Source organism: Mesorhizobium sp. M0001, assembly GCF_040324255.1.
In the GTDB taxonomy this organism is placed as follows: Bacteria; Pseudomonadota; Alphaproteobacteria; order Rhizobiales; family Rhizobiaceae; genus Mesorhizobium.
Window position 1 is genome coordinate 31,561 of sequence record NZ_JAMYVS010000022.1, and the last position, 20,014, is coordinate 51,574.

General features: G+C 60.1%; 17 protein-coding genes and 2 pseudogenes. 9 read left to right on the forward strand and 10 right to left on the reverse strand.

Annotated elements, in window-relative coordinates; genetic code table 11:
- Window positions 1–8: 8 nt before the first annotated feature.
- Together NKK50_RS29880 and NKK50_RS29885 are read right to left on the reverse strand one after the other, a co-directional pair.
- A complete protein-coding gene (locus NKK50_RS29880; RefSeq protein WP_023686869.1) occupies window positions 9–1,022 on the reverse strand; it encodes an SIS domain-containing protein in 1,014 nt (337 codons plus the stop codon).
- Between the two features lie 173 nt (window positions 1,023–1,195).
- Window positions 1,196–2,218 (reverse strand): LacI family DNA-binding transcriptional regulator, encoded by a 1,023-nt coding sequence (locus NKK50_RS29885; RefSeq protein ID WP_023686868.1) that lies wholly within the window; start codon window positions 2,216–2,218, stop codon window positions 1,196–1,198.
- A 1,013-nt stretch (window positions 2,219–3,231) separates the two neighbouring features.
- Between NKK50_RS29885 and NKK50_RS29890 the strand changes: the two genes are divergently transcribed.
- From NKK50_RS29890 to NKK50_RS29915, 6 genes are all read left to right on the forward strand, one after another.
- The gene (locus tag NKK50_RS29890) at window positions 3,232–4,311 is read left to right on the forward strand and encodes a LacI family DNA-binding transcriptional regulator (protein WP_023667744.1); all 1,080 of its coding nucleotides are present in this window, start codon (window positions 3,232–3,234) and stop codon (window positions 4,309–4,311) included.
- Between the two features lie 365 nt (window positions 4,312–4,676).
- Window positions 4,677–5,669: a substrate-binding domain-containing protein gene (locus NKK50_RS29895; protein WP_031204618.1), complete on the forward strand. Its 993-nt coding sequence runs from the start codon at window positions 4,677–4,679 to the stop codon at window positions 5,667–5,669.
- A gap of 80 nt (window positions 5,670–5,749) precedes the next feature.
- Complete coding sequence (locus NKK50_RS29900) at window positions 5,750–7,264, forward strand: sugar ABC transporter ATP-binding protein (RefSeq protein ID WP_050591314.1); 1,515 nt, start codon at window positions 5,750–5,752, stop codon at window positions 7,262–7,264.
- Window positions 7,257–8,264 carry an ABC transporter permease gene (locus tag NKK50_RS29905; protein ID WP_023667741.1) on the forward strand — a complete coding sequence of 336 codons (1,008 nt, stop codon included), beginning with the start codon at window positions 7,257–7,259 and terminating at the stop codon, window positions 8,262–8,264. The genes NKK50_RS29900 and NKK50_RS29905 overlap by 8 nt, the downstream gene beginning before the upstream one ends.
- Entirely contained in the window at window positions 8,261–9,286 is a 1,026-nt protein-coding gene (locus NKK50_RS29910) for an ABC transporter permease (protein WP_023667740.1), read from the forward strand. Before NKK50_RS29905 ends, NKK50_RS29910 begins: the two co-directional genes overlap by 4 nt.
- A complete protein-coding gene (locus tag NKK50_RS29915; RefSeq protein ID WP_031204621.1) occupies window positions 9,283–10,134 on the forward strand; it encodes a sugar phosphate isomerase/epimerase family protein in 852 nt (283 codons plus the stop codon). The genes NKK50_RS29910 and NKK50_RS29915 overlap by 4 nt, the downstream gene beginning before the upstream one ends.
- A 204-nt stretch (window positions 10,135–10,338) precedes the next feature.
- Here the strand turns inward: NKK50_RS29915 and NKK50_RS29920 are convergent.
- Window positions 10,339–10,620, reverse strand: a pseudogene (locus NKK50_RS29920) (ABC transporter permease subunit); the annotation flags it as partial.
- Window positions 10,621–10,866: 246 nt separating this feature from the next.
- Between NKK50_RS29920 and NKK50_RS29925 the strand changes: the two are divergent.
- Together NKK50_RS29925 and NKK50_RS29930 are read left to right on the forward strand one after the other, a co-directional pair.
- Window positions 10,867–12,213 (forward strand): family 1 glycosylhydrolase, encoded by a 1,347-nt coding sequence (locus NKK50_RS29925; protein WP_023667728.1) that lies wholly within the window; start codon window positions 10,867–10,869, stop codon window positions 12,211–12,213.
- A 424-nt stretch (window positions 12,214–12,637) separates the two neighbouring features.
- Window positions 12,638–12,793 carry a MucR family transcriptional regulator gene (locus NKK50_RS29930; protein WP_488362152.1) on the forward strand — a complete coding sequence of 52 codons (156 nt, stop codon included), beginning with the start codon at window positions 12,638–12,640 and terminating at the stop codon, window positions 12,791–12,793.
- Window positions 12,794–12,965: 172 nt separating this feature from the next.
- On the opposite strand, the gene NKK50_RS29935 is transcribed toward NKK50_RS29930, so the two are convergent.
- From NKK50_RS29935 to NKK50_RS29965, 7 genes and pseudogenes are all read right to left on the reverse strand, one after another.
- Entirely contained in the window at window positions 12,966–13,514 is a 549-nt protein-coding gene (locus NKK50_RS29935) for a hypothetical protein (RefSeq protein WP_023667727.1), read from the reverse strand.
- Window positions 13,515–13,748: 234 nt separating this feature from the next.
- Window positions 13,749–13,973, reverse strand: a pseudogene (locus NKK50_RS29940) (Arm DNA-binding domain-containing protein); the annotation flags it as partial.
- A gap of 282 nt (window positions 13,974–14,255) precedes the next feature.
- The gene (gene guaA / locus NKK50_RS29945) at window positions 14,256–15,818 is read right to left on the reverse strand and encodes a glutamine-hydrolyzing GMP synthase (RefSeq protein ID WP_023707954.1); all 1,563 of its coding nucleotides are present in this window, start codon (window positions 15,816–15,818) and stop codon (window positions 14,256–14,258) included.
- A 55-nt stretch (window positions 15,819–15,873) separates the two neighbouring features.
- The gene (locus NKK50_RS29950; protein WP_352544293.1) at window positions 15,874–16,539 is read right to left on the reverse strand and encodes a 5'-methylthioadenosine/S-adenosylhomocysteine nucleosidase; all 666 of its coding nucleotides are present in this window, start codon (window positions 16,537–16,539) and stop codon (window positions 15,874–15,876) included.
- Window positions 16,539–16,997: a PaaI family thioesterase gene (locus NKK50_RS29955; RefSeq protein ID WP_023686843.1), complete on the reverse strand. Its 459-nt coding sequence runs from the start codon at window positions 16,995–16,997 to the stop codon at window positions 16,539–16,541. The genes NKK50_RS29950 and NKK50_RS29955 overlap by 1 nt, the downstream gene beginning before the upstream one ends.
- A gap of 84 nt (window positions 16,998–17,081) precedes the next feature.
- Window positions 17,082–17,534, reverse strand: a complete 453-nt coding sequence (locus tag NKK50_RS29960) for a TspO/MBR family protein (protein ID WP_352544294.1) — start codon at window positions 17,532–17,534, stop codon at window positions 17,082–17,084.
- Window positions 17,535–17,606: 72 nt separating this feature from the next.
- Window positions 17,607–18,896, reverse strand: coding sequence for an RsmB/NOP family class I SAM-dependent RNA methyltransferase (locus NKK50_RS29965; RefSeq protein WP_352544295.1), 1,290 nt, complete (start codon window positions 18,894–18,896; stop codon window positions 17,607–17,609).
- Between the two features lie 319 nt (window positions 18,897–19,215).
- Here NKK50_RS29965 and NKK50_RS29970 point away from each other — a divergent pair, with 319 nt between their 5' ends.
- The gene (locus NKK50_RS29970) at window positions 19,216–19,893 is read left to right on the forward strand and encodes an MIP family channel protein (protein ID WP_023681822.1); all 678 of its coding nucleotides are present in this window, start codon (window positions 19,216–19,218) and stop codon (window positions 19,891–19,893) included.
- Window positions 19,894–20,014 lie beyond the last annotated feature (121 nt).

Below are 20,014 nucleotides of genomic sequence, written 5' to 3' on the forward strand. Positions count from 1 at the left end.
AGAGGGGATCAATATTCCACGCGTTTGTAGTAGCGACGGGTGGTCAGCGGGTGGTTGCGCAGCACCTCGAGATGGGCGCTCAGCCGCTCGAGCAAGGTGGCGAGCAGAACCGGCGAGATCATGCCGCGGACCTTTGCGGAGATGCCCGGCAACTTGACCGAGGCCGCGTCCAGCGTGCGAACGCGGTCCGTGTAGCGCCTGGCGAAGTTCTCGACCCGGTCGGCCAGGGGCCGAAGGGCATCTTCGCCCTTGAACACGAAAACGCTGACGCCCGGCTCGACCAACTCGAGCGTACCGTGGAAGAAGTCGGCGGCGTGCACCGGGCGGGTGCGAATCCACTGCATCTCTTCGAGGATGCACATGCCGTAATAGTGTGCCTCCGGCCACACCGAGCCGGCGCCGGTGAAGATGTGATAGGTATCGTCCTTGATTGTCTGGGCCAGTTCGGCCGCCCTGTCCTCAAAGGCAGCCTTGGCGTCGGCAAGCAGATCCGGCAGCAGTTTGAGTTCGGCGACAGTGCCATCAAAATCATCATATTCGCCTCGCTCTTCCAGCAGGGCCAGGACGATCAGCAGCGTCTGCAGGTAGAAGGATTCCGACGAGGTGTCGTCTTCGGCGAAGTTCGTGAAATTGTGGTCAGCCTCCCGTGCGATTGGCGTATCCGAATGGCCGGTGAGCGAAATCGTGCGCACACCACGTTTTTTCAGAAAGGCCATGAGCTCGACGCCTTCCTTGGTCGTGCCCGACAAGGACGGGATGACCACCACGGCCTTGCTGTCGAGACCGGCGGGCGGATCGATCACGACCTGCGCCGGATAGGCACCGCTCACCGGGAAGGTAGAACAGCGCTGCGCCAACTCGATCGCGGGCAAGGTTAGAAGCTGCACGCCGCCGGTGCCCATGAAAAACAGCCGCTCGACGCCATCTGCCAGCAGTGTGCGCATGAGTGAGCGAACCTCACCTGCGACGGCGACGGCCCCGCTTTGGATCTTCACGAAGCGGTCCCTATCGAAGTTCAGCATGACGTTTTCCTTGTATTTCGCATGTGACAGGCCTCTAGCCCGCCTTAGGCGTCGGTGGGCCGTCTAGCTCGTTTTTCCGATGTGAGATCGATCTCACAAGCAATAATGGGCACGCAATTTCGCCAATGGCAAGTCCTTTAGACGAAATTCTCCGAAATCGAGGGGTTTGCTCTTTAGCGCACAGCGCGCCGGGCAACCGATCCGCGTACGATCAAGCGGGTCTGAAATCGGGTACGGCGCGGTGCAACCTTTTTGCCGGCAAGCCGCTCCAGCAGATATCTGGCGGCGAGCGGTCCGATCTCGGAGATGGGTTGCGCCACGACCGTTATCTGCGGATCGGTGAACGTGGCGAGGTTGAAGTCATCGAAGCCAACCACCGACACATCATGCGGAATCGAGAGCCCCATTGAACGCAGGCCAAGAAGCGCGCCTTGCGTCATGAGGCTGTCCACCGTGAACAGTGCGGTCGGGCGATTGCGCCGGCTGAACAGGCGGATCGTGGCTTCGATGGCGTGCTCCACGGTCGAGCGCGATACGCCGATGAGCGCTTCATCGATTGCGATCCCATGCGAGTGGAGCGAGTTTTGGTAGCCAGCCAAGCGTTCCTGTGCCGTAAAGATGCGTGACTCGTCGCGCAAAAGACCGATCCGGTGGTGACCGTTGCCAACCAGATAGTCCACTGCCTCGCGTGCCCCGCCCTCGTTGTCGACGACGACGCTGTCGCATTGCAGGTCCTTTACCACGCGGTCGATGAGCACGATCGGTGCGCCTTCGCGGGCCAGTTGCACAATATGCTGGCTGTCGGTTGCAGACGTTGGGGCAAGGATGAAGCCGCGAATGCTGAGCGAGCGAAGGCTCTCAAGCAGTTCTTTCTCCTGTTCTACATTCTCCTCGCTGCTGGCAATCAGAAGATTGTGGCGGTGCTTGCGCAGTTCCACCTCTATGTCGTGCGCGATTCGGGCGAAGAACGGATTCTGGATATCGCCGGGCACGAAGCCTATGATCGGCAATTGTCCGCTGCGCAGCGCCTGCGCGACGAGGTTGGCCCGATAGCCCAGCCTTTCGGCTGCCTCAACCACGCGGAGCGCCGTCTCGTCGCCAACGTAACCATAGCTGTTGAGCGCCCGGGCGGCCGTGGCGCGCGACACCTTAGCCGCTGCGGCAACGTCCTTTAGTGTGATTCCTTTCTGGGCCACAGGTAACCGTCCTTCTTGGATCTGAACATTGCGTCAGATCATTCTCGGCTCGTCTTGCCGGCATCGTTGTGCGGCATATCGGACGATTCTCAAACTGCGAACATAGCTTTCGCAACTCCTTGCCACCTAATCGAGATACGCGCGCTGCTTGGCTATCTGGAAATTTGATCCACGAATGCACCTACATGTTGTGCAGTCAGTTCATTGCCTTGCACTGCCAGCATACGGCAATGAGTTCACGCCATGGTCCAGGCGGCCTCCCTGGCATCGATCATAACACCGATGGAGACGACTAGCCTTGCCGCCAAACTCGTCCACCGATTGGAGGCGAGCTTTCAAAAAGGTCGAGCCAGACGCTCAAGGCCTGCTGCACGGAGAGCCACAGGCTGGGAGACTCTGAGCAAATCGGGAATCTGAGTCGCTTGCTCTGAACCGTCGGCATCATGCTGCTAACCGGTTTTGATCCTCCGGGGCTCCGCATTGGCAATAGCGACGAAAATGCTGTCGAGCAGACCCTTGTCGCGGAAGGAACTTGCCAAGCAAGGGCACCTCGGCCAAGTACGCAAACAACGCCCGGAGACGAAGGCGCATCCGGCAGCACCCTTTTGGGGCCAGATAGAGACTCAGAAACCCAAAGCTTCATCTTCCCGCTATTGAAACGGAGGACTCGATCGTGACGCGTGCGCCCGACCATCGCCAACGGTGGGCTCCAAACTGATCGAAACTTCTCGTCGACCTTTGCAAGGTGATTGATCATCGGGGAGACCAAAGCCGAAACACTGGGGTTGGTGTCTCCAGGGACGCTGAACGAAAGCTTCAGGGAAAATCCCAAATCTGCCGATTTCCCTGGCGCTGTCATTGCAACGATCGAGACAATCAGGGAGACCGGACCGGAGGCACGAGAGGCCGCGTCCTTCCGTGGGGTCGCTCCTCCAAACCGTTTGACGCAATTTAGAGATGTTGCCTTGACCCCGCACTAGCGTCTACTGCATCTGCTAGTAGGAGCGTCACGAATGGCGAGAAAGTCTGTCCGGCGCAAGTCAACGATTTATGACATCGCGGTGGCGGCAAAGTTGTCCCCGACAGCGGTTAGTCTCGTCCTCAATGGCTCGTGGCAACAGCACCGGATCAAGGCGGAAACCGCAGCGACCATCCTCGATTGGGCTGAGCGGCTTGGCTATGCTGTCAACCTCAAGGCACGAGGATTGCGGCTTTCCCGATCCGGGCTCGCTGGAATGATCTTGCCACATTACCGCAATCGCTTCTTCGCCGGATTGGCCGAAGCCTTTGAAGCGGAATCCCGCGTCCACCGCTTGTGCCCGATCGTCGTCAGCACCCATCGCAATCCTGATAACGAGTTGAGTGTGACGGAAACCCTGCTGGCCCAGCAGGTGGAATTTCTCTTCCTTGCGGGCGTTCGTGACCCCGATCCGCTGAATGATCTGTGCCGGGCAGCGGGCGTCCGGTGCATCAACATCGATCTGCCAGGCCGCCGGGCTCCCTCAGTTGTTTCTGACAACTACGGGGGCGCCAAGGCGCTCACAGAGATCATTGTTCAGAAATTGAAAGAACGAGGGGGCTCCACCGAAGATCTCTTCTTCTTTGGCGGGGTCAGCGATGATGACGCAACACGTAGCCGTTTGCTGGGTTTTCACGATGCGCTGGCAGCGCATGGGATTGTTACGGGCCCGGGCACGATTGACTGCTGCGGATACGCACCGACCAACGCTGCTCGGTCTCTCGCTGCACGATACGCTCAGCTTGGGCATCTGCCCTCAGGTATGTTCGTCAACGGCGTGACCGCACTTGAAGGAACATTGCGGTTCACTTCGACGCTAGCCTCAAGTGAGCTTGGACGGGTTGTTGTCGGAAGCTTCGACTGGGATCCATTCGCGGCGCATTTGCCCTTCGATGTGACCATGGTCCGACAGAATGTCGAGGTGATGATTGCTGAAGGATTTTCGCTTCTGGAGAATTATTCGATAGACCACTTTCCGCTGGTGACCGTACCGACCAGCTTTGGGCGAACCGGAGAGCATGACGGCGCCCAGGAAGATTGGGATTCGGCATCCAAATCGAGCATCGACCACTAGCAATTCTTTGTCACGAGACATCGTTGCAGAAGTTCAACTCCGTTCATCAGCACCTCGGATCTGGGTAGCACCGCCTCCACCCAAGGCTCGCGGGGGATCGCATGTCCTTTCTACGGGTGCAGCCTGAGTGCGAAAGGGCGGATCGTTTACATCAATCGAGAAATGTTTTTAGACGCTGGTGGCGTGACCGCCTTGCTAAATCTATTTAGCACCTTGACCGGCCGGCATTCAAAGTCTTTTATGGCGCGTTCTGGGAGGAATGCGGCGCCGAGTGCGTCAATGCCGTCGGGCACAAAGGGGTGGGCCAAACAAAGCCGACATGGGCAATAGGCAACTCAAAAACTCGTCAATCAGGGAGGAATTAAATGTTAGCAAGAACTATACTCGCGGCAGCGTTCGGCGCAGCCCTTTCGGTCGCCACAATGAATGCTGCGCTGGCAAAGGACGTCAAGGTTGGAGTCGTCGTGAAGATCGGCGGCATTCCCTGGTTCAATGCCATGGAAACGGGAATAAAGGAAAAGTCGAAAGAGCTTGGCGACGACGGCTTCATGGTCGGGCCGACCAGCGCCGACCCGGCACTTCAGGTCCGCGCGATCGAAGACCTGATAGCTCAGGGCGTCAGCGTAATTGGCGTCGTGCCGAATGATGCAAACGTTCTCGAGCCGGTTCTAAAAAAGGCGCGCGACACGGGCATCAAGGTCATAACCCATGAATCGCCAGACCAGGTGAACGCTGATTGGGACTTCGAAATGGTCTCGGCCGTTGGTTTCGGTGAGGCCCATGCCAAGCTATTTGCCGAGAAAATGGGCGGCAAAGGCAAGTACGTGGTGTACGTAGGTTCTCTTACTGTGCCCGCACACAATGCCTGGGCCGATGCTGCAATCGCCTACCTGAAGAAGAACTTTCCCGACATGCAGATGGTTGGCGACAGATATGGCGTCGCCGAGAGCGCCGATGACAGCCGAAAGACGGCTCTGGATGTGCTTGCCGCCAATCCTGACCTCGGCGGCTTCCTGACGTTCGGCAGTCAGGGACCGATCGGCGCCGGACGCGCGATCGAGGAGCAGAAGCTTGGTGACAAGGTGGTTCTTGTCGGTTCATTCTCGCCTAGCCAAGGCAGCGCAATGCTCAAATCCGGCATTATTGACGGCGGCTATATGTGGAATCCTCTGGAAGCGGGCAAAGTATTCGTAACGATGGCTGATTTTCTGGCGGGCGGCGGTGAAATCACCGACGGCATGACGATCGAAGGTCTGGGTGTCGTTCACCCTGACTTCAAAACCGGCACCATCATCGTGGACGCTGTGCAGCCTATCACGGTCGAAACGGTCGATGGTCTTGCAGCCCTAGGGCTTTAGATGGCGGACCATGGCTGGCGTGCCGGGGTGGCAGATCAATCCCGGCACGCCCCATCCTTGTCATTTCAGAAGGGCCCGCCGTGAACCTCGTCGCGTCTACGACGCAGGACCTCCCATCGGTTCTGTCGTTTAGCAACATAAGCGTCACATTTGGTGGCGTTAGAGCCCTCCAGGATGTCGCCTTCGAGGTTCTCCCGGGTGAAGTGCAATGCATCGCCGGTGAGAACGGCAGCGGCAAGAGCACCCTGATCAAGGTAATCACCGGCGTTTGTCAGCCACTAGCCGGCGCAAACATGTCGATCGCCGGAAAGTCTGTCGACATCATGTCGCCGGCTGCGGCGCGCAGCGCCGGGGTGGAAGTCATCTGGCAGGACCTCGCACTGTTTCCTGAAATGACAGTCGCGGAAAATATCGGGATCAGAACTGTCCTCGGCAACATGCCTCGGCTCGTCGATCATTCGCGCATTCGCGAGGTGGCGCGAGGGCTGTTGGCGCGGCTTGGCGCCGACCTCGATGTCGACGCGCCTCTGCGTAGCTTTGCAATCGCCCAACGTCAGATCGTCGCCATCGCCCGGGCGCTCGCCGGCGATGCGAAGGTTATTTTCATGGACGAGCCCACATCGTCGCTTACTCAATCGGAAACAGACCGGTTGCTCGCGATCGTTCGAACACTCTCGAATGAAGGCATGGCCATCGTCTTCGTCAGCCATCGCCTTGCAGAAGTTCTGGAGATCTCAAGTCGCGTCACCGTTCTGCGCGACGGTAAGGTCGTTGGGGTGTTCCCGACCGCCGGAATGACCCAATCACGCCTCACCGAACTAATGACCGGCAAGACTTTCGACCAAACCGTGAGCACGAGAAACCTTAGTGGATCACCCGTCGTGTTGAAGATCGACCGATTGACCCGCGCAGGCGACTATGACGACGTTTCGCTGACAATACGGCGCGGTGAAACGCTTGGCCTGACCGGGCTACTCGGCGCCGGTCGCACAGAACTCGCGCTTTCGATTTTCGGCATGCTGCGCCCAGACCGCGGCAGCATCGCACTCAACGGGACGGTTCTTCATCTGAACTCCAACCGCGACGCAATCCGCGCGGGTATTGGATATCTCTCCGAAGACCGCTTGTCCCTTGGTCTCATACAAGCTCAATCCATCGCCGACAACGCCGTTATCCCGGTGCTCGACAAGATCCTTGATCGAGGGCTGATCTCCTCGGAGAAGAAGGATGCGCTCGTCAATCATTGGATCGAGGAATTGGCGATAAAAGTCGGGCGGCAGACCGATGCGATTTCCACGCTCTCAGGCGGCAACCAGCAAAGGGTGGCCATCGCCAAATGGCTGGCGGTCGGACTGAAACTGATCATTCTTGATTCGCCAACCGTGGGGGTGGACGTTGGCGCGCGGGCCGGCATCTTCGAGATTGTCGCCAAGCTTGCTGCCGAAGGCCTGGCGATTCTGCTGATATCCGATGAAGTGCCGGAGGTCTATTTCAACGCCGACCGCATCCTCCATATGGCCGCGGGCAAGATGGTCGCCGAATACGACCCGCACGCCATCTCGCTCGGCGACCTGGAAGCTGCCGTCTATGCGTAACCGCGGCAAGCTCTTCCGGGCTCATCCCACCGAGACATGGCTCGTTGTGGTTCTTCTCATCATGAGCGCAGGTCTCTCCGTTGCGAGCGACAAATTCTTCACCATTGCCAATCTCTTCAATCTGCTCAACACAAGCTCGACAAATCTGATCTTCGCGGTTGGGCTGCTGGTGGTGTTGATCGCTGGGGGCATCGACATCTCCTTCGCCGTGGCCGCGTCAGTGGTTCAATACGTTGTGGCGCTGGCTCTAGCCCAAATGGGAGGTGGTGATTGGTTCATCGGCCTCACCTTGGCGGCAATCGTCGGGATCGCCCTGGGTGCGGTGAACGCCGGCCTCATCTACTATTTCCAGATCATTTCAATCGTTGTCACCATCGCCACCTTCAATATTTTTTTCGGCCTGCTGATGTTCTTCACGCACGGTGTATCGATCTACAATCTGCCTGCCTGGTGGACGCATCGCACTGTGCTTTTCGAGTTCCAACAGGCGAATGGCAATTGGGCCGAGCTAACACTGCCGGTTGCGATCATGGCGGTCTGTGTCGCCGCCACCTGGGGGCTTATCCGGTATACCACCACGGGACGGCAGCTATACGCTTTTGGCGATAACCCGGAGGGCGCCCGTCGCCTCGGTATCAACATCGCGGCGATGCACTTCATTGCCTTCGGCTGGCTTGGTTTGATGGCCGGGATCGCGGGACTTGTGCAGGTGCACTATTCCCAGGAAGTCGTGCCCAACGCATTGGTGGGGCGCGAGCTGGACGTGCTGGCAGCTGTTGTCCTTGGCGGTGCCAGGCTGGGTGGCGGGCGCGGCACCGTGCTCGGTTGCATCCTTGGCGTGTTTCTTGTGTCGGTGACGCAAAACGGGCTGAACCTCCTCGGCATCTCTCCCTATGCTTTCAAGATGATCGTCGGGGCGATCATCTTGATTGCCATCACGCTGTCCAACGCGCCGCTCGGGCATATCCTCGCGGGCTTGCGGCAGAGGATGGGTACATGACGCAGCGCGTGCTCGAAACTGGAGCGCTACGGCACGGATTCTTGCGCCGTCTTGCCGGCACGTTGGGCGCCGAGAATATCGGACTTTTGCTGGCATTGATTTTGGTGATTGCATTCTTCGGATCTCTCTCGCCGCGATTCCTGTCCAAAGCTACCTTTGAATCGGTGGCCTTCCAGTTGCCTGAACTTGGACTGCTTACACTCGCGATGTTGATGCCGATCATCTCGGGCGGCATCAATCTCGCCGTGACGTTCACGGCCAATCTCTGCGGCCTCACGCTCGCCTGGGTTCTTCAGGCCAACGGAGGACCGGACGCAAGCATCTATGCCTTTCTACTCGGTTCCGTTCTTGCGGTCGGCGTTGGCACGGCAAGCGGCTTGGTCATGGGCCCGGTGATAGCCTATACCGGCGCGCACCCCATCCTCGTCTCGCTCTCGGTGATGATTTTCCTGCGCGGCCTTGGCGAGTTTCTGACCCGCGGCGCCGATATTTCGGGCTTTCCCGAATTCATCCAGCCGCTCGGCCACGGCAGCATCGTCGGCATTCCTGTCCCGCTGCTGATACTGCTCGGCGCAGTCATCGTCTGGCATGTCTTGATGACCCGAACCAGGCTTGGCTTTTCAAACTATATGGTCGGCTCCAACATCGAGGCGACGCGCTATTCCGGCATCTCGACGCGACGCGTGATCATTCTGATCTACGCGCTGTCTGGCGCCATGTGTGCGTTGGCCGGCATTATCATGATGGCACGATTCAATTCCGTCCGTGTCGGCCATGGCGAGTCCTATGTGCTGATTACGGTGCTTGCCTGCTTCTTGGGCGGGGTGAATCCGTTTGGCGGCTTCGGCAAGGTCGTTTCGGTCTTCCTAGCCCTCATCGTTTTGCAGTTGCTTTCTTCGGGACTGAATCTCTTGGGCGCCAGCCAGCACCTGGCCACAGCCATTTGGGGCATCATGCTGATCGGCGTCATGATCTTGCGGTGGGCTGCCGGGCAGCTCAATTTCATGAGGATAACACGATGAAGGGTTTTGGCGTTCATACGAGCATGTGGACGAGTGGTTGGTCCGTAGAGGGCGCCGAGCACACTGTAGCGGCGGTGAAAAAATACGATCTCGATTTCATTGAAATTTCGCTGGCCGATCCATTTTCTTGCGATGCCGATCACACCCGCAAGCTGCTGGCGGCAAATGGCATGCAGGCGGTGTGCTCGCTAGGGTTGCCCGAATATGCGTGGGCATCGCGCCACCCACAGGAGGCGATTGACTTTCTCAAGGTGGCTATCGACAAGACGTCCGACATCGGAGCCCAGGCGCTATGCGGCGTAATCTATGGCGGCATCGGCGAGCGTACTGGCGTGCCACCTACGCAGGACGAACTTGATAACATTGCGAAAGTGATGACGTCCGCCGCCGCGCAAGCCAAGTCTCGCGGCATCGAACTCGGTGTTGAAGCCGTGAACCGCTACGAGAACCACATCATCAACACCGCGGCTCAGGCGGTGGCACTAATCGAGAGAGTCGGCGCCGACAATATGTTCGTGCACCTTGATACCTACCACATGAATATCGAGGAGAAAGGTATGGGCAACGGTATTATCGTCGCCCGCGATTACCTCAAATATATCCACCTCTCCGAGTCTGATCGCGGCACCCCAGGCGAGGGCAATTGCAATTGGGATGAGACGTTCGCGACGCTGGCCGCGATCGGCTTCAAGGGCGGGCTCGCGATGGAGAGCTTCATCAACATGGATCCGCGTCTGGCGTTTGGCCTCAGCGTGTGGCGTCCGGTGGCCGAGAGTGAAGCGGTTGTAATGGGCAACGGTCTGCCGTTCTTGCGCAACAAGGCACGGCAGTACGGGCTGATCGCATAAGTTACATCGCCATGCGAGATCGAAACTCGGCACATCATGAGCCGACTGCATCGACATTGCGGCGACTGCCTTCGAAGCAGGAGCCGCTCGAGAGGCAATATTGCGGCGTTTTAGATCCCGGCCTTCGGCTGCCCCCCGGGCGCAAGCAGCCAACCGGTCGGCGATCGAAACTGCCGCGAACAACCTATTTCACCGGCTCGGGCATCACAGCCTACCTTCGGCGGTTGCGAGCCGGCCCCGCATCAATTCGCGGCGCTTTCGAAACTCTGTGTATTCCTGGTCGGCCAGTACCCCGATCTGGATCACCGATCCACTCACGGCAAAGTTGAGTGAGGAGGGAATGCCTAGAAGATTGACAAGGTTCTGAAGCACCTGCAGCAAGATCGTTCCAAGCACCACACCAATGATTGAGCCTTCCCCGCCCCGCAACGAGAACCCTCCAAGGACGGCGGCGGCGATCGCGTAGAGCTCGTAGAAATTGCCGTACCGCTTTCACTCGCAAAGACCCGTTTGACGCCAACTGGTCTGGCCCGAAGCCGACATCTCCGTCCAGCATAGTCCGACCATGTTCGGCGCAAGCTGCTCGCTTGAACCGTGGGATAGAATTCCGCCAATTTCAGGCACGTGGTTGTCAGGCGCCTACCGAACTTGACAAGCAGTCTTGCAGGAACTGCGTCGAGCACTGAACGTTTGACCAAGCGCGGGCATCTCCGCCTTGGCTAAGGACCATCAATGTTCACGTTCATGTTTGCCACCGGCATCGAGAACAGCACCCCCACCATTCGACAAGGCCGGGAGCGCGTCGACGAAATGGAAAAATGCCGCTTCTACGAACGATGGCGCACCGACTTCGAACTGGTCCAGGATCTCGGGGTGCATTTCCTCCGCTACGGACCTCCCATCCACAAAACATGGCTGGGTGACGGACGTTATGATTGGGCATTCGCCGATGAGACCTTCGCGGACCTGAAGGCGAAAGACATTCTTCCGATCGTCGACCTTTGCCATTTTGGCGTGCCGGACTGGATTGGCAACTTCCAGAACCCGGATTTTCCGACACTATTCGAGCACTACGCCAGGGATTTCGCGATGCGCTATCCGTGGATCCAGCTCTTCACCCCAATAAATGAGATGTTCATCTGCGCCACCTTTTCGGCCCGCTGGGGATGGTGGAACGAACAACTGAGCAGCGACACTGCTTTCGTCACCGCCCTCAAGCACATCGTGAAGGCGAACGTGCTTGCCATGCGGGCGATTCTCGAGGTGCGGCCGGACGCCATCTTCATTCAGAGCGAATCCTCGGAATACTTCCACGCCGATTCTCCCGAGGCGGTCGGCAGAGCGGAACGGTTCAACAGCGAGCGTTTCCTGTCGCTTGACCTCAACTACGGTCATGACGTCGACGCGCACACCTATCGCTATCTTCTCGAAAACGGGATGACGGCCGAAGAATACAGTTTCTTCCTGGAAAGCCATCTGCGCAGGCATTGCGTGATGGGCACCGACTATTACCAGACCAACGAACATCGGGTTTGGGCAGACGGAACGACGTCCGGGTCCGGCGAGGTGTTTGGCTATGACGAGATCACGCGGCAGTACTTCAACCGCTACCGGCTTCCCGTAATGCATACGGAGACCAACATCAGCGAAGGCCCCAATGGAGACGAGGCCGTCTATTGGCTGTGGAAAGAGTGGGCCAACGTGCTGCGGATCCGCAACGATGGCATCCCCATCGTAGGCTTCACCTGGTACTCGCTGACGGATCAGGTGGACTGGGACAGTGCGCTTCGGGAGAACAACGGACGGATCAATCCGCTCGGCCTCTATGACCTCGACCGAAATCCGAGGGCGGTGGGGCGCGCTTTCAAGGCGCTGATCGCGAACTGGAACAAGCTGTTGGCCACACAAAGTGTCTGCCTTGCTTTGCCGGTCTTTCTTCCCTCACAGCAAGACGATGCCATTGTTCGCGCGCAACAGGATTATGCGCGCAGCCTGCTGAGCGTGGATCGGGTCGCTGAAGGCTGGACTGAACCACTTGCTGCTCCCCAGAAAGAGGTCGAACCCGATGCGCCTGGATAACAAGACTGCATTGTAACCGGTGCTGCAAGCGGCATTGGACTGGCCATCGCCATGCGGTTGGGCACCGAAGGTGCACGGGTGAGCCGACGTGGGTGGAGGCAAGGTCGAGAAGGCGCGCATCGGTTCGACAAGGGGCGCGCCGGGGAGGCCGCTATCACGGTGCTGTCGACTTGCGCTCACGCGTTCGGCAGGTTGGTAATAATCGTCAACAACGCGCCGGCCTGATAATCTTTAACCATTGAGGCATTCACTAGAGCGGGCTGGCTGAAGGTGCTGAGCGTCGACCTGCTGGGAGCAATTTATTTCGCCGGAAAGGCATTCGCTCATATGACATCTGGGGGGCGTCATCGTAAAACATATTGAGTGTGCGCGGTCGAGACGAGCTCCGCATGTCGAGCTATACGCCGCGGCAAAGGCCACCCTCCTGTCTCTAACCGAGACCCGACGCAGTTCGCACCTTGGCCGACTGGGCATGAATCCGGACGATTACCGAACCAAATGGAACCTGCCTCGCAATTACCCGATGGTGGCACCCAACTATTCGGGAAGCGTTCCGCATATCGCCTCTAACACCCAGTAGCGGACAGCTCTCGCCTGAGGCGTCAGTCGTCGTTGAAGCGCTCCGGCATCGCATTCGAGGCCAAGGCTGGTGCACAAGGATCATGACATCGAATTCCACTCTTTACAGGAACAAGTGCCTTTCCTCGGGATTAGGATTCGACGCCGCAACGGCGTCGAACCCCAAAGGAGACTCACATGAAACGTAAGATTTTGACAGCTACAGCGATCTCTCTCTGTCTCGCCACCGCGGCCTTGGCGCAGTCGTCGGGAACATCCAGCGGCACGAACGGAACGTCCGGCTCATCGGCCGGGTCCAGTATGAGCTCTACGTCCGGCTCCGGCCAAAGCGGTATCCCGAGCGGCTGGGACAGCAAGCTCTCCGGCTCATTCTTCAGCGACGCCAATTCGGGAAGACTTCTGTCGCAGGATGAGATCCGCAAGAACTGGTCGTCCCTGAGCTCTGAACAGCAGGCACAGGTTCGCTCCGACTGCTCGAGGATGACGGCCAGTAACGGCACTGGCTCTGGCACAATGACCGGCACGTCAGGTAGCTCGGCTTCGACCGGCAGTGATACAACGGCGAGTATCGGCACCGGCTCTGGCACAGCCACCGGCACTTCAGGCAGCTCTGGTTCGACCGGCAGTAACACCACGGCCAGCAACAGCACTGGTTCGGGTACAACCACCGGCACGTCGGGATCCTCGAATACAGCTGGCGATACGACCGCCAGCACCAGCACGGGTTCGGGCGCGAACTCGGCTGCTCAAATGGCTTCGATGCGGCAACTCTGCACTCAGGTTCAAGGGATGTGAGTGAATGCGGCGCTCCGGGCCGGCTTGGCCGGAATAAGAAGAGGCCTTGGAGGCCCGGGCATCGCTTTGGTTTGGTAGCCATTTCGGCGCTGAAGTCGGCCGGAGACCGGGGTGACAACTCGGCGCTTGTCGCGCTGCTTTTCTATCGCCGGCGACCGTCACTCGCCAATAGCGCGCTTCGCGTCGAGACACTTCTCCCGGCTGAGGCAAGCGAGATTCCGTCCCGTCCATACCTGCCAAGATAGACCGTCTCGCGGCCTCCGTTGAGCCTGTAATCCAGCCGAAAGGAGATCGCGCCACTGGGCATGACGCGAACATACATGCCGTCGCAATCTTGTAGATGTTCTCTTTTGGTTCAGGGCTTTAAGGGCGACGTCCGTCAGCATTCCCCGCTACCTCCTGAAAAGTACCGTCAGTACAATTTCGAGGCTCTTCGGCAGAAATTTTGTTTTATCTTCAATTCCTTAAGGCATAAAAAAATACCGTCAGAGCCTCATTGGATCTGACGGTACTTCGAAAAATCTGAGCTACCAATATGCGGAAGGTCCCTCAGCCGGTCCGTCAATCCAATCTCTGCGCACCGATTGTCGCCGAATGGGTTTATATGTGTTGTCAAATAGTTATGGCGTACAATGGCGTGTTTTCGGCGGCGTTTGAGTGGGCCTGAATCACTCCCACTCGATGGTGCCTGGCGGCTTTGACGTCACGTCGTAGACGACGCGGTTGATGCCGCGGACTTCGTTGATGATGCGGGTGGCCGCCGCGCCGAGGAAAGCCATGTCGTAGTGGTAGAAGTCGGCGGTCATGCCGTCGACGGACGTCACGGCGCGCAGGGCGCAGACGAATTCGTAGGTGCGGCCGTCGCCCATCACACCGACGGTCTGCACCGGAAGCAGCACGGCGAAAGCCTGCCAGATGGCGTCGTAGAGGCCGGCCTTGCGGATCTCGTCGAGATAGATGGCGTCGGCCTCGCGCAGGATTTCGAGCTTTTCGCGGGTGATACCGCCGGGGCAGCGGATGGCAAGGCCTGGTCCAGGGAACGGATGGCGGCCAATAAAACTTTCGGGCAGGCCGAGTTCCTTGCCCAGTGCCCTCACCTCGTCCTTGAACAGTTCGCGCAGCGGCTCGACCAGCTGCATGTTCATGCGCGCCGGCAGGCCGCCGACATTGTGGTGCGACTTGATGGTCACCGACGGGCCGCCGGTGAAGGAGACGCTCTCGATGACGTCGGGATAGAGCGTGCCTTGCGCCAGGAAATCGGCGCCGCCGAGTTTCTTGGCCTCTTCCTCGAACACTTCGATGAACAGCCGGCCGATGGTCTTGCGCTTCTTCTCGGGGTCGGACTCGCCTTCCAGCGCCGAGATGAATTTTTCCGACGCGTCGACCAGGATCAGCGGCAGATTGTAGTGCTGGCGGAACATCGCCACCACGCCGGCGGCCTCGTCCTTGCGCATCAGGCCATGGTCGACAAGAATGCAGGTCAGCTGGTCGCCGACCGCTTCGTGGATCAAAAGTGCGGCGACCGATGAATCCACGCCGCCCGACAGCGCGCAGATCACCTTGCCCTTGCCGACCTGTTTGCGAATTGTCTCGACCGCATGCTCGCGATAGGCGCGCATCGTCCAGTCGCCTTCGATGCCGGCGATGTTGTGCACGAAGTTTCTCAGCAGCCTGGCGCCATCCGGCGTATGCACAACTTCCGGGTGGAACATGATGCCGTACATCTTGCGCGCGACGTTGCCGAAGATGGCGAAAGGCGAGCCTTCCGACTTGCCGAAGACTTCGAACCCCTTGGGCAGCGAGATGACGCGGTCGCCATGGCTCATCCACACCTGGTGGCGCTGGCCTGGCGCCCACAGGCCCTCGAACAGCGGGCTGTCCTTTTCGATCTCGACGAAGGCGCGGCCGAATTCGCGATGGTTCGAGCTTTCGGCGACGCCGCCCATCTGCACGCAAATGGCCATCTGGCCGTAGCAGATACCGAGCACAGGTACGCCGGCATCGAAGACGATCTGCGGCGCGCGCGGGCTGCCGATGTCCGATGTCGAGGCGGGACCGCCCGACAGGATCACGGCTTTCGGATTGATGCGCTTGAAGGCAGCTTCGGCCGATTGGAACGGCACGATCTCGGAAAACACGCCAGCCTCGCGGATGCGGCGGGCGATGAGTTGCGTAAACTGGCTGCCGAAATCGACAATCAGGACTGTATCGGGATGATTGGCTGTCGTCATGGCGAGCCTTTAGAGAAAGAAACGAGTCGGCGCAATGGGGTGCGCAACCCGACTTTCAGAGCGGCGCCGACTCTTGCCCAGGCTGCTCCTTGTGTAGCGTGCCGGAGCCGATGGCCTGTTCGAGCCGAGCGACCGCATCCGCCAGCTTCTCGTCGATGACATGCAGATATTCGGTCCAGTCGCCAACGTGGCGCAGATCGGCTGCACCGTCTGAAATGCCGCGCAGGCCGATAAGCGGGACATCGAACAACTGGCAGGCGCGCAGGCAGGCGAAGGTTTCCATGTCGACCATATCGGCGGCGATGGCGTCGTAGGCGGCGCCGGTGATGATGGCGCCGCCGGTCGACAGGCTGGCTTCTTTAATGCCCGGTATCCTGAATGATAGCGGGACGGTCACCGGCAGGTCGAGGAACGGCGTCGCGCCTTTTTCGAAGCCTAGCGGCGAAGCGTCGATGTCGCGATAGCTGACCGAGACCGCCTGGTAGATTTCCGTCTGCTCCAGTGTGCGGCTGCCGGCGGAGCCGAGCAAGACGACGAGATCGGGCAACGCCTTCTCGGATTTCAGCCATGACAGTTCGGCGCCGAGCCGCACACCTGCCTCTACCGGGCCGACGCCCGTCATCAGCGGCGTGAACAGTTTTTGCAGATGCGGACCGTACTCGGCCTGCGCCGCCATGACGAAGAGGACGTCCTTGCCACCAATTCGCGTAATTTTGGCCATCAGCCTGCTATCCCGTCACGGCCAACCACCGTCATCATCGTGCCGGTCATGGTCGCGATCAGCTTGGCCTCGCCATCGGCGGCAAAGGCGTAGGCCTGGCCGTCGGCGACGATGATGGTGCGGCCGGGCTTGGTCACCGAGCCGCGGAACAGGAAGCGTTCGCCCCGGCCGGGCGCCAGGAGATTGACCTTGAACTCGATGGTCAGCACGCCGGAATTTTCCGGCATCAGCGAGAACGCGGCGTAGCCGCAAGCCGAGTCCAGTGCGGTCGAAATCACGCCGGCATGCAGGAAACCATGCTGCTGCGTGAGTGCGGCCGAATAGGGCATTTCGATCTCGATGATGCCCGGCGTCACAAGGGTCAGCTCGGCGCCAATGGTCGCCATCGCCTGCTGGCGGGCGAACGACGCCCTGACGCGGTCCTCATAATCGGGTGCGGGTACGATCTTTGCTGCCATGGCCATCGCCCTGATTTATCTGCAAAGCTTATCGCAGACGCCTGAACGCCACGCAAATGCTTTTGCTGCACTGCAGCAAAGCACTCAGTTCAACAGGAGCAGCGACGCGTTGAGCAAGGTGGCGAAGGCTACCCACGCGGCATAGGGCGCAAACAGCCAGCCGGAAACCCGGTCGCGGTTCCACACCGTGGCTATGAACAGCGCAATGCTGGCGAGAAGAGCCAGGATCACGACCAGTGCCGGCCCCATCTGTTTGGCGCCGAAGAAAGTCGGCGACCACGCGAAGTTCAGAACAAGCTGGAGGGCCCAGATCTTCATCGCGGCGGCTGCTCGTTCCCGCTCCCATGTCCGCCAGCCGGCCACGGCGATCAGCACATAGAGGAGCGTCCAGGCCGGCGCGAAGACCCAGTTGGGCGGGTTGAAGGGCGGCTTGGCGAGCGAGGCATACCATTCACCCGGCAGCGTCGCATAGCCGATCAACAGGCCGCCGCCGAACACCAGAAGGAGGAAAAGCAGAAGCGACACATATCTTTGCAAGAATTCTACCCCGTCTGGCGGCCGACGCCGCGCATCTGCAACTGGCGCTATGTCAGCCTGTCAATCGCAGCGTCAATTCGCCCGACGCAGCGCACAGAAATAGAACCCGTCGGTGCCGCTGAGCGCCGGCGACAGCGAGATATCGCTTGTCTTGCCGATCCGGGCGGCCGCTGCGTGACCGGGGAAGCTGGCATCCCAGAGCGCGCGATGATCGACCGGGACGAAGCCCTTGTGCCGTTCGCGAAAGGCGGCGACCTGCTCGCCATTCTCCTCGTCGAACACCGAACAGGTGATGTAGACCAGCAGGCCGCCCGGTTTGACATAGGCATTCGCCGCATCGAGGATCGCCGACTGCTCGCCCTTGCGGGCATCGAGCTGTCTTTGCGTCAGCCGCCATTTGGCGTCTGGACGGCGCCGCCAGGTGCCGCTGCCGGTGCAGGGCGCATCGACCAGCACGATGTCCATGTGGCCTGCGAGGGGGCTGAGCTCAGCCGGCTTGGTGACAACCTGGACGTTGCGGTTTTCCGAACGGCGGATGCGGTCGAAGATCGGCGCCAGCCGCGCCTTTTCGGCATCATGGGCGAAGACCTGGCCTTTGTTGGCCATCGCCGCAGATAGCGCCAGCGTCTTGCCGCCGGCGCCGGCGCAGAAATCGAGCACCTGCATCCCGGCTTGCGCGCCGGCAAGGGTTGCAACGATCTGCGAACCCTCGTCCTGAACCTCGAACCAGCCCTTTTGGAAAGCCGGCTCGGCCTGTACGTTGGGGTGCCGGCCGTCGCCGTCGATGGGCGGGATGCGAATGCCTTGCGGCGCAATAGCAGCTGTCTTGGCGCCGGTGTCGGCGAGTTCCGCCAGCACTTTGGCGCGGTCGGACTGCAGCGTGTTGACCCTGATGTCGAGCGGCGGGCGGGTCGCCAAAGCCGCCCCTTCCGCAACCCAGTCTGCGCCAAAGGCTCGTTCGAACAACGGCGCGCACCAGTCGGGTACGTCCGCCCGCACCGCCTCCGGCGCGTCTTCAGGCCGGCGCTCGGCCAGCGCCTGCAACTCGGCGGCGCTGAGCAACGGTGGCGCGAACTTGTCGCCCTCGAGCGCATCGTTGAGCGACTGCGGCGTCTGGCCCCATTCGATGAGCAGCGCGCCGAAGCCGATGGCGCGGGGCGTGTCTTCACCCAAAAGCCAGCCGGCGGAACGTTTGTGGCGCAGCGCGTCGTAGACGATGTTGCCGATCGCCGCGCGGTCGCCGCCGCCCGCAAAGCGATGCGACAGGCCCCAATCTTTCAGCGCATCGGCCACCGGCCGGTGGCGCCGGCCAATGTCGTCCAGCACTTCAATGGCTGCCGCCAGCCGTCCGCCCAGTCGCATTCGTCATTCCATCTATCGAGCACAGTATCTTTCGGCCTGCTCTTAGAGCGTTTCTCGTCGAGATTGAACCCCGCTTGAATTTCGCGGCGACGAGGCCTTCCGCTCGCGGCCGACGATTTTCCCCGCCGGCAAATGTCTGCACGCCGGCGATAACAAATCTCAAATATATGCAAGGTCTCTAATGTTGGTAACTGGCCGCCGTAAGCACGATCTGTGGCGCAATTGCTCTGCTTTCCAAGCTTTTGCGTTGGGAATACTCTTTGCGCCATGATTCGCGGCGCGGAAAAGCGGACCGACGGATCGATGCGAGGAGAGGGCAATGAAAACGTATCTTGCGGAAGTTCTAGGGACATTTCTATTGGTGTTTATCGGCACGGCGTCGGTGGCGACGGGTGGCTTTCTCGCCGACTTGCCGCTGGGCCAGGAAGCCATCGGCCTGGCGTTCGGCATCGGCCTGATTGCGGCGGCTTACGCGGTGGGTCCCATCTCAGGCGCACATCTCAACCCGGCCGTCACGCTCGGCGTCTTCCTTGCCGGCCGGCTGCCGGCCAAGGATGTCATTCCTTACTGGATCGCGCAGATCATCGGCGCCATTCTGGCCTCGCTGGCGCTGTGGATCATCGTCTCCGGCCAGACCGGCGGGCACACCACCGGTTTCGGCGCCAATGGCTGGGACGTGGCGAAATGGGGGACGAGTTCGGCCTTCCTATGGGAGCTGATCGGCACCTTCACCTTCGTCACCGTCATCCTCGGCGTCACCGCCGAGAAGCACTCGACGGCGTTCGCCGGCCTGGTCATCGGCCTGACGCTGGCCGGACTGCACTTCGCAATGATCCCGGTGACCGGCACCTCGCTCAATCCGGCGCGTTCGATCGGCCCGGCGCTGTTTACCGGCGGCGCAGCCCTCAGCCAGCTCTGGCTGTTCATCGTTGCGCCGCTGATCGGCGGCGCAATCGCTGGCGTCGTCGCCAAGGCACGCATCTTCGAAAAGGACTGATTTCGAAGCCTGCGAAAACGAAGGGGGGGGGGGGCGGGGCGCCCGCCGGGGGTTGGGGGGGTGGTTTTTGGGGGGGGGGGGGAGCGGGGGGGGGGGTGGCCGAGGGGGGCCGCCGGGGGGG

Bases quoted from the DNA above. Each gene is read 5' to 3' on its own strand.
- NKK50_RS29880 (WP_023686869.1), bottom strand. From the start codon at position 1,022: ATGCTGAACTTCGATAGGGACCGCTTCGTGAAGATCCAAAGCGGGGCC.
- NKK50_RS29890 (WP_023667744.1), top strand. From the start codon at position 3,232: ATGGCGAGAAAGTCTGTCCGGCGCAAGTCAACGATTTATGACATCGCG.
- NKK50_RS29895 (WP_031204618.1), top strand. From the start codon at position 4,677: ATGTTAGCAAGAACTATACTCGCGGCAGCGTTCGGCGCAGCCCTTTCG.
- NKK50_RS29905 (WP_023667741.1), top strand. From the start codon at position 7,257: ATGCGTAACCGCGGCAAGCTCTTCCGGGCTCATCCCACCGAGACATGG.
- NKK50_RS29910 (WP_023667740.1), top strand. From the start codon at position 8,261: ATGACGCAGCGCGTGCTCGAAACTGGAGCGCTACGGCACGGATTCTTG.
- NKK50_RS29915 (WP_031204621.1), top strand. From the start codon at position 9,283: ATGAAGGGTTTTGGCGTTCATACGAGCATGTGGACGAGTGGTTGGTCC.
- NKK50_RS29925 (WP_023667728.1), top strand. From the start codon at position 10,867: ATGTTCACGTTCATGTTTGCCACCGGCATCGAGAACAGCACCCCCACC.
- guaA (WP_023707954.1), bottom strand. From the start codon at position 15,818: ATGACGACAGCCAATCATCCCGATACAGTCCTGATTGTCGATTTCGGC.
- NKK50_RS29950 (WP_352544293.1), bottom strand. From the start codon at position 16,539: ATGGCCAAAATTACGCGAATTGGTGGCAAGGACGTCCTCTTCGTCATG.
- NKK50_RS29955 (WP_023686843.1), bottom strand. From the start codon at position 16,997: ATGGCAGCAAAGATCGTACCCGCACCCGATTATGAGGACCGCGTCAGG.
- NKK50_RS29965 (WP_352544295.1), bottom strand. From the start codon at position 18,896: ATGCGACTGGGCGGACGGCTGGCGGCAGCCATTGAAGTGCTGGACGAC.
- NKK50_RS29970 (WP_023681822.1), top strand. From the start codon at position 19,216: ATGAAAACGTATCTTGCGGAAGTTCTAGGGACATTTCTATTGGTGTTT.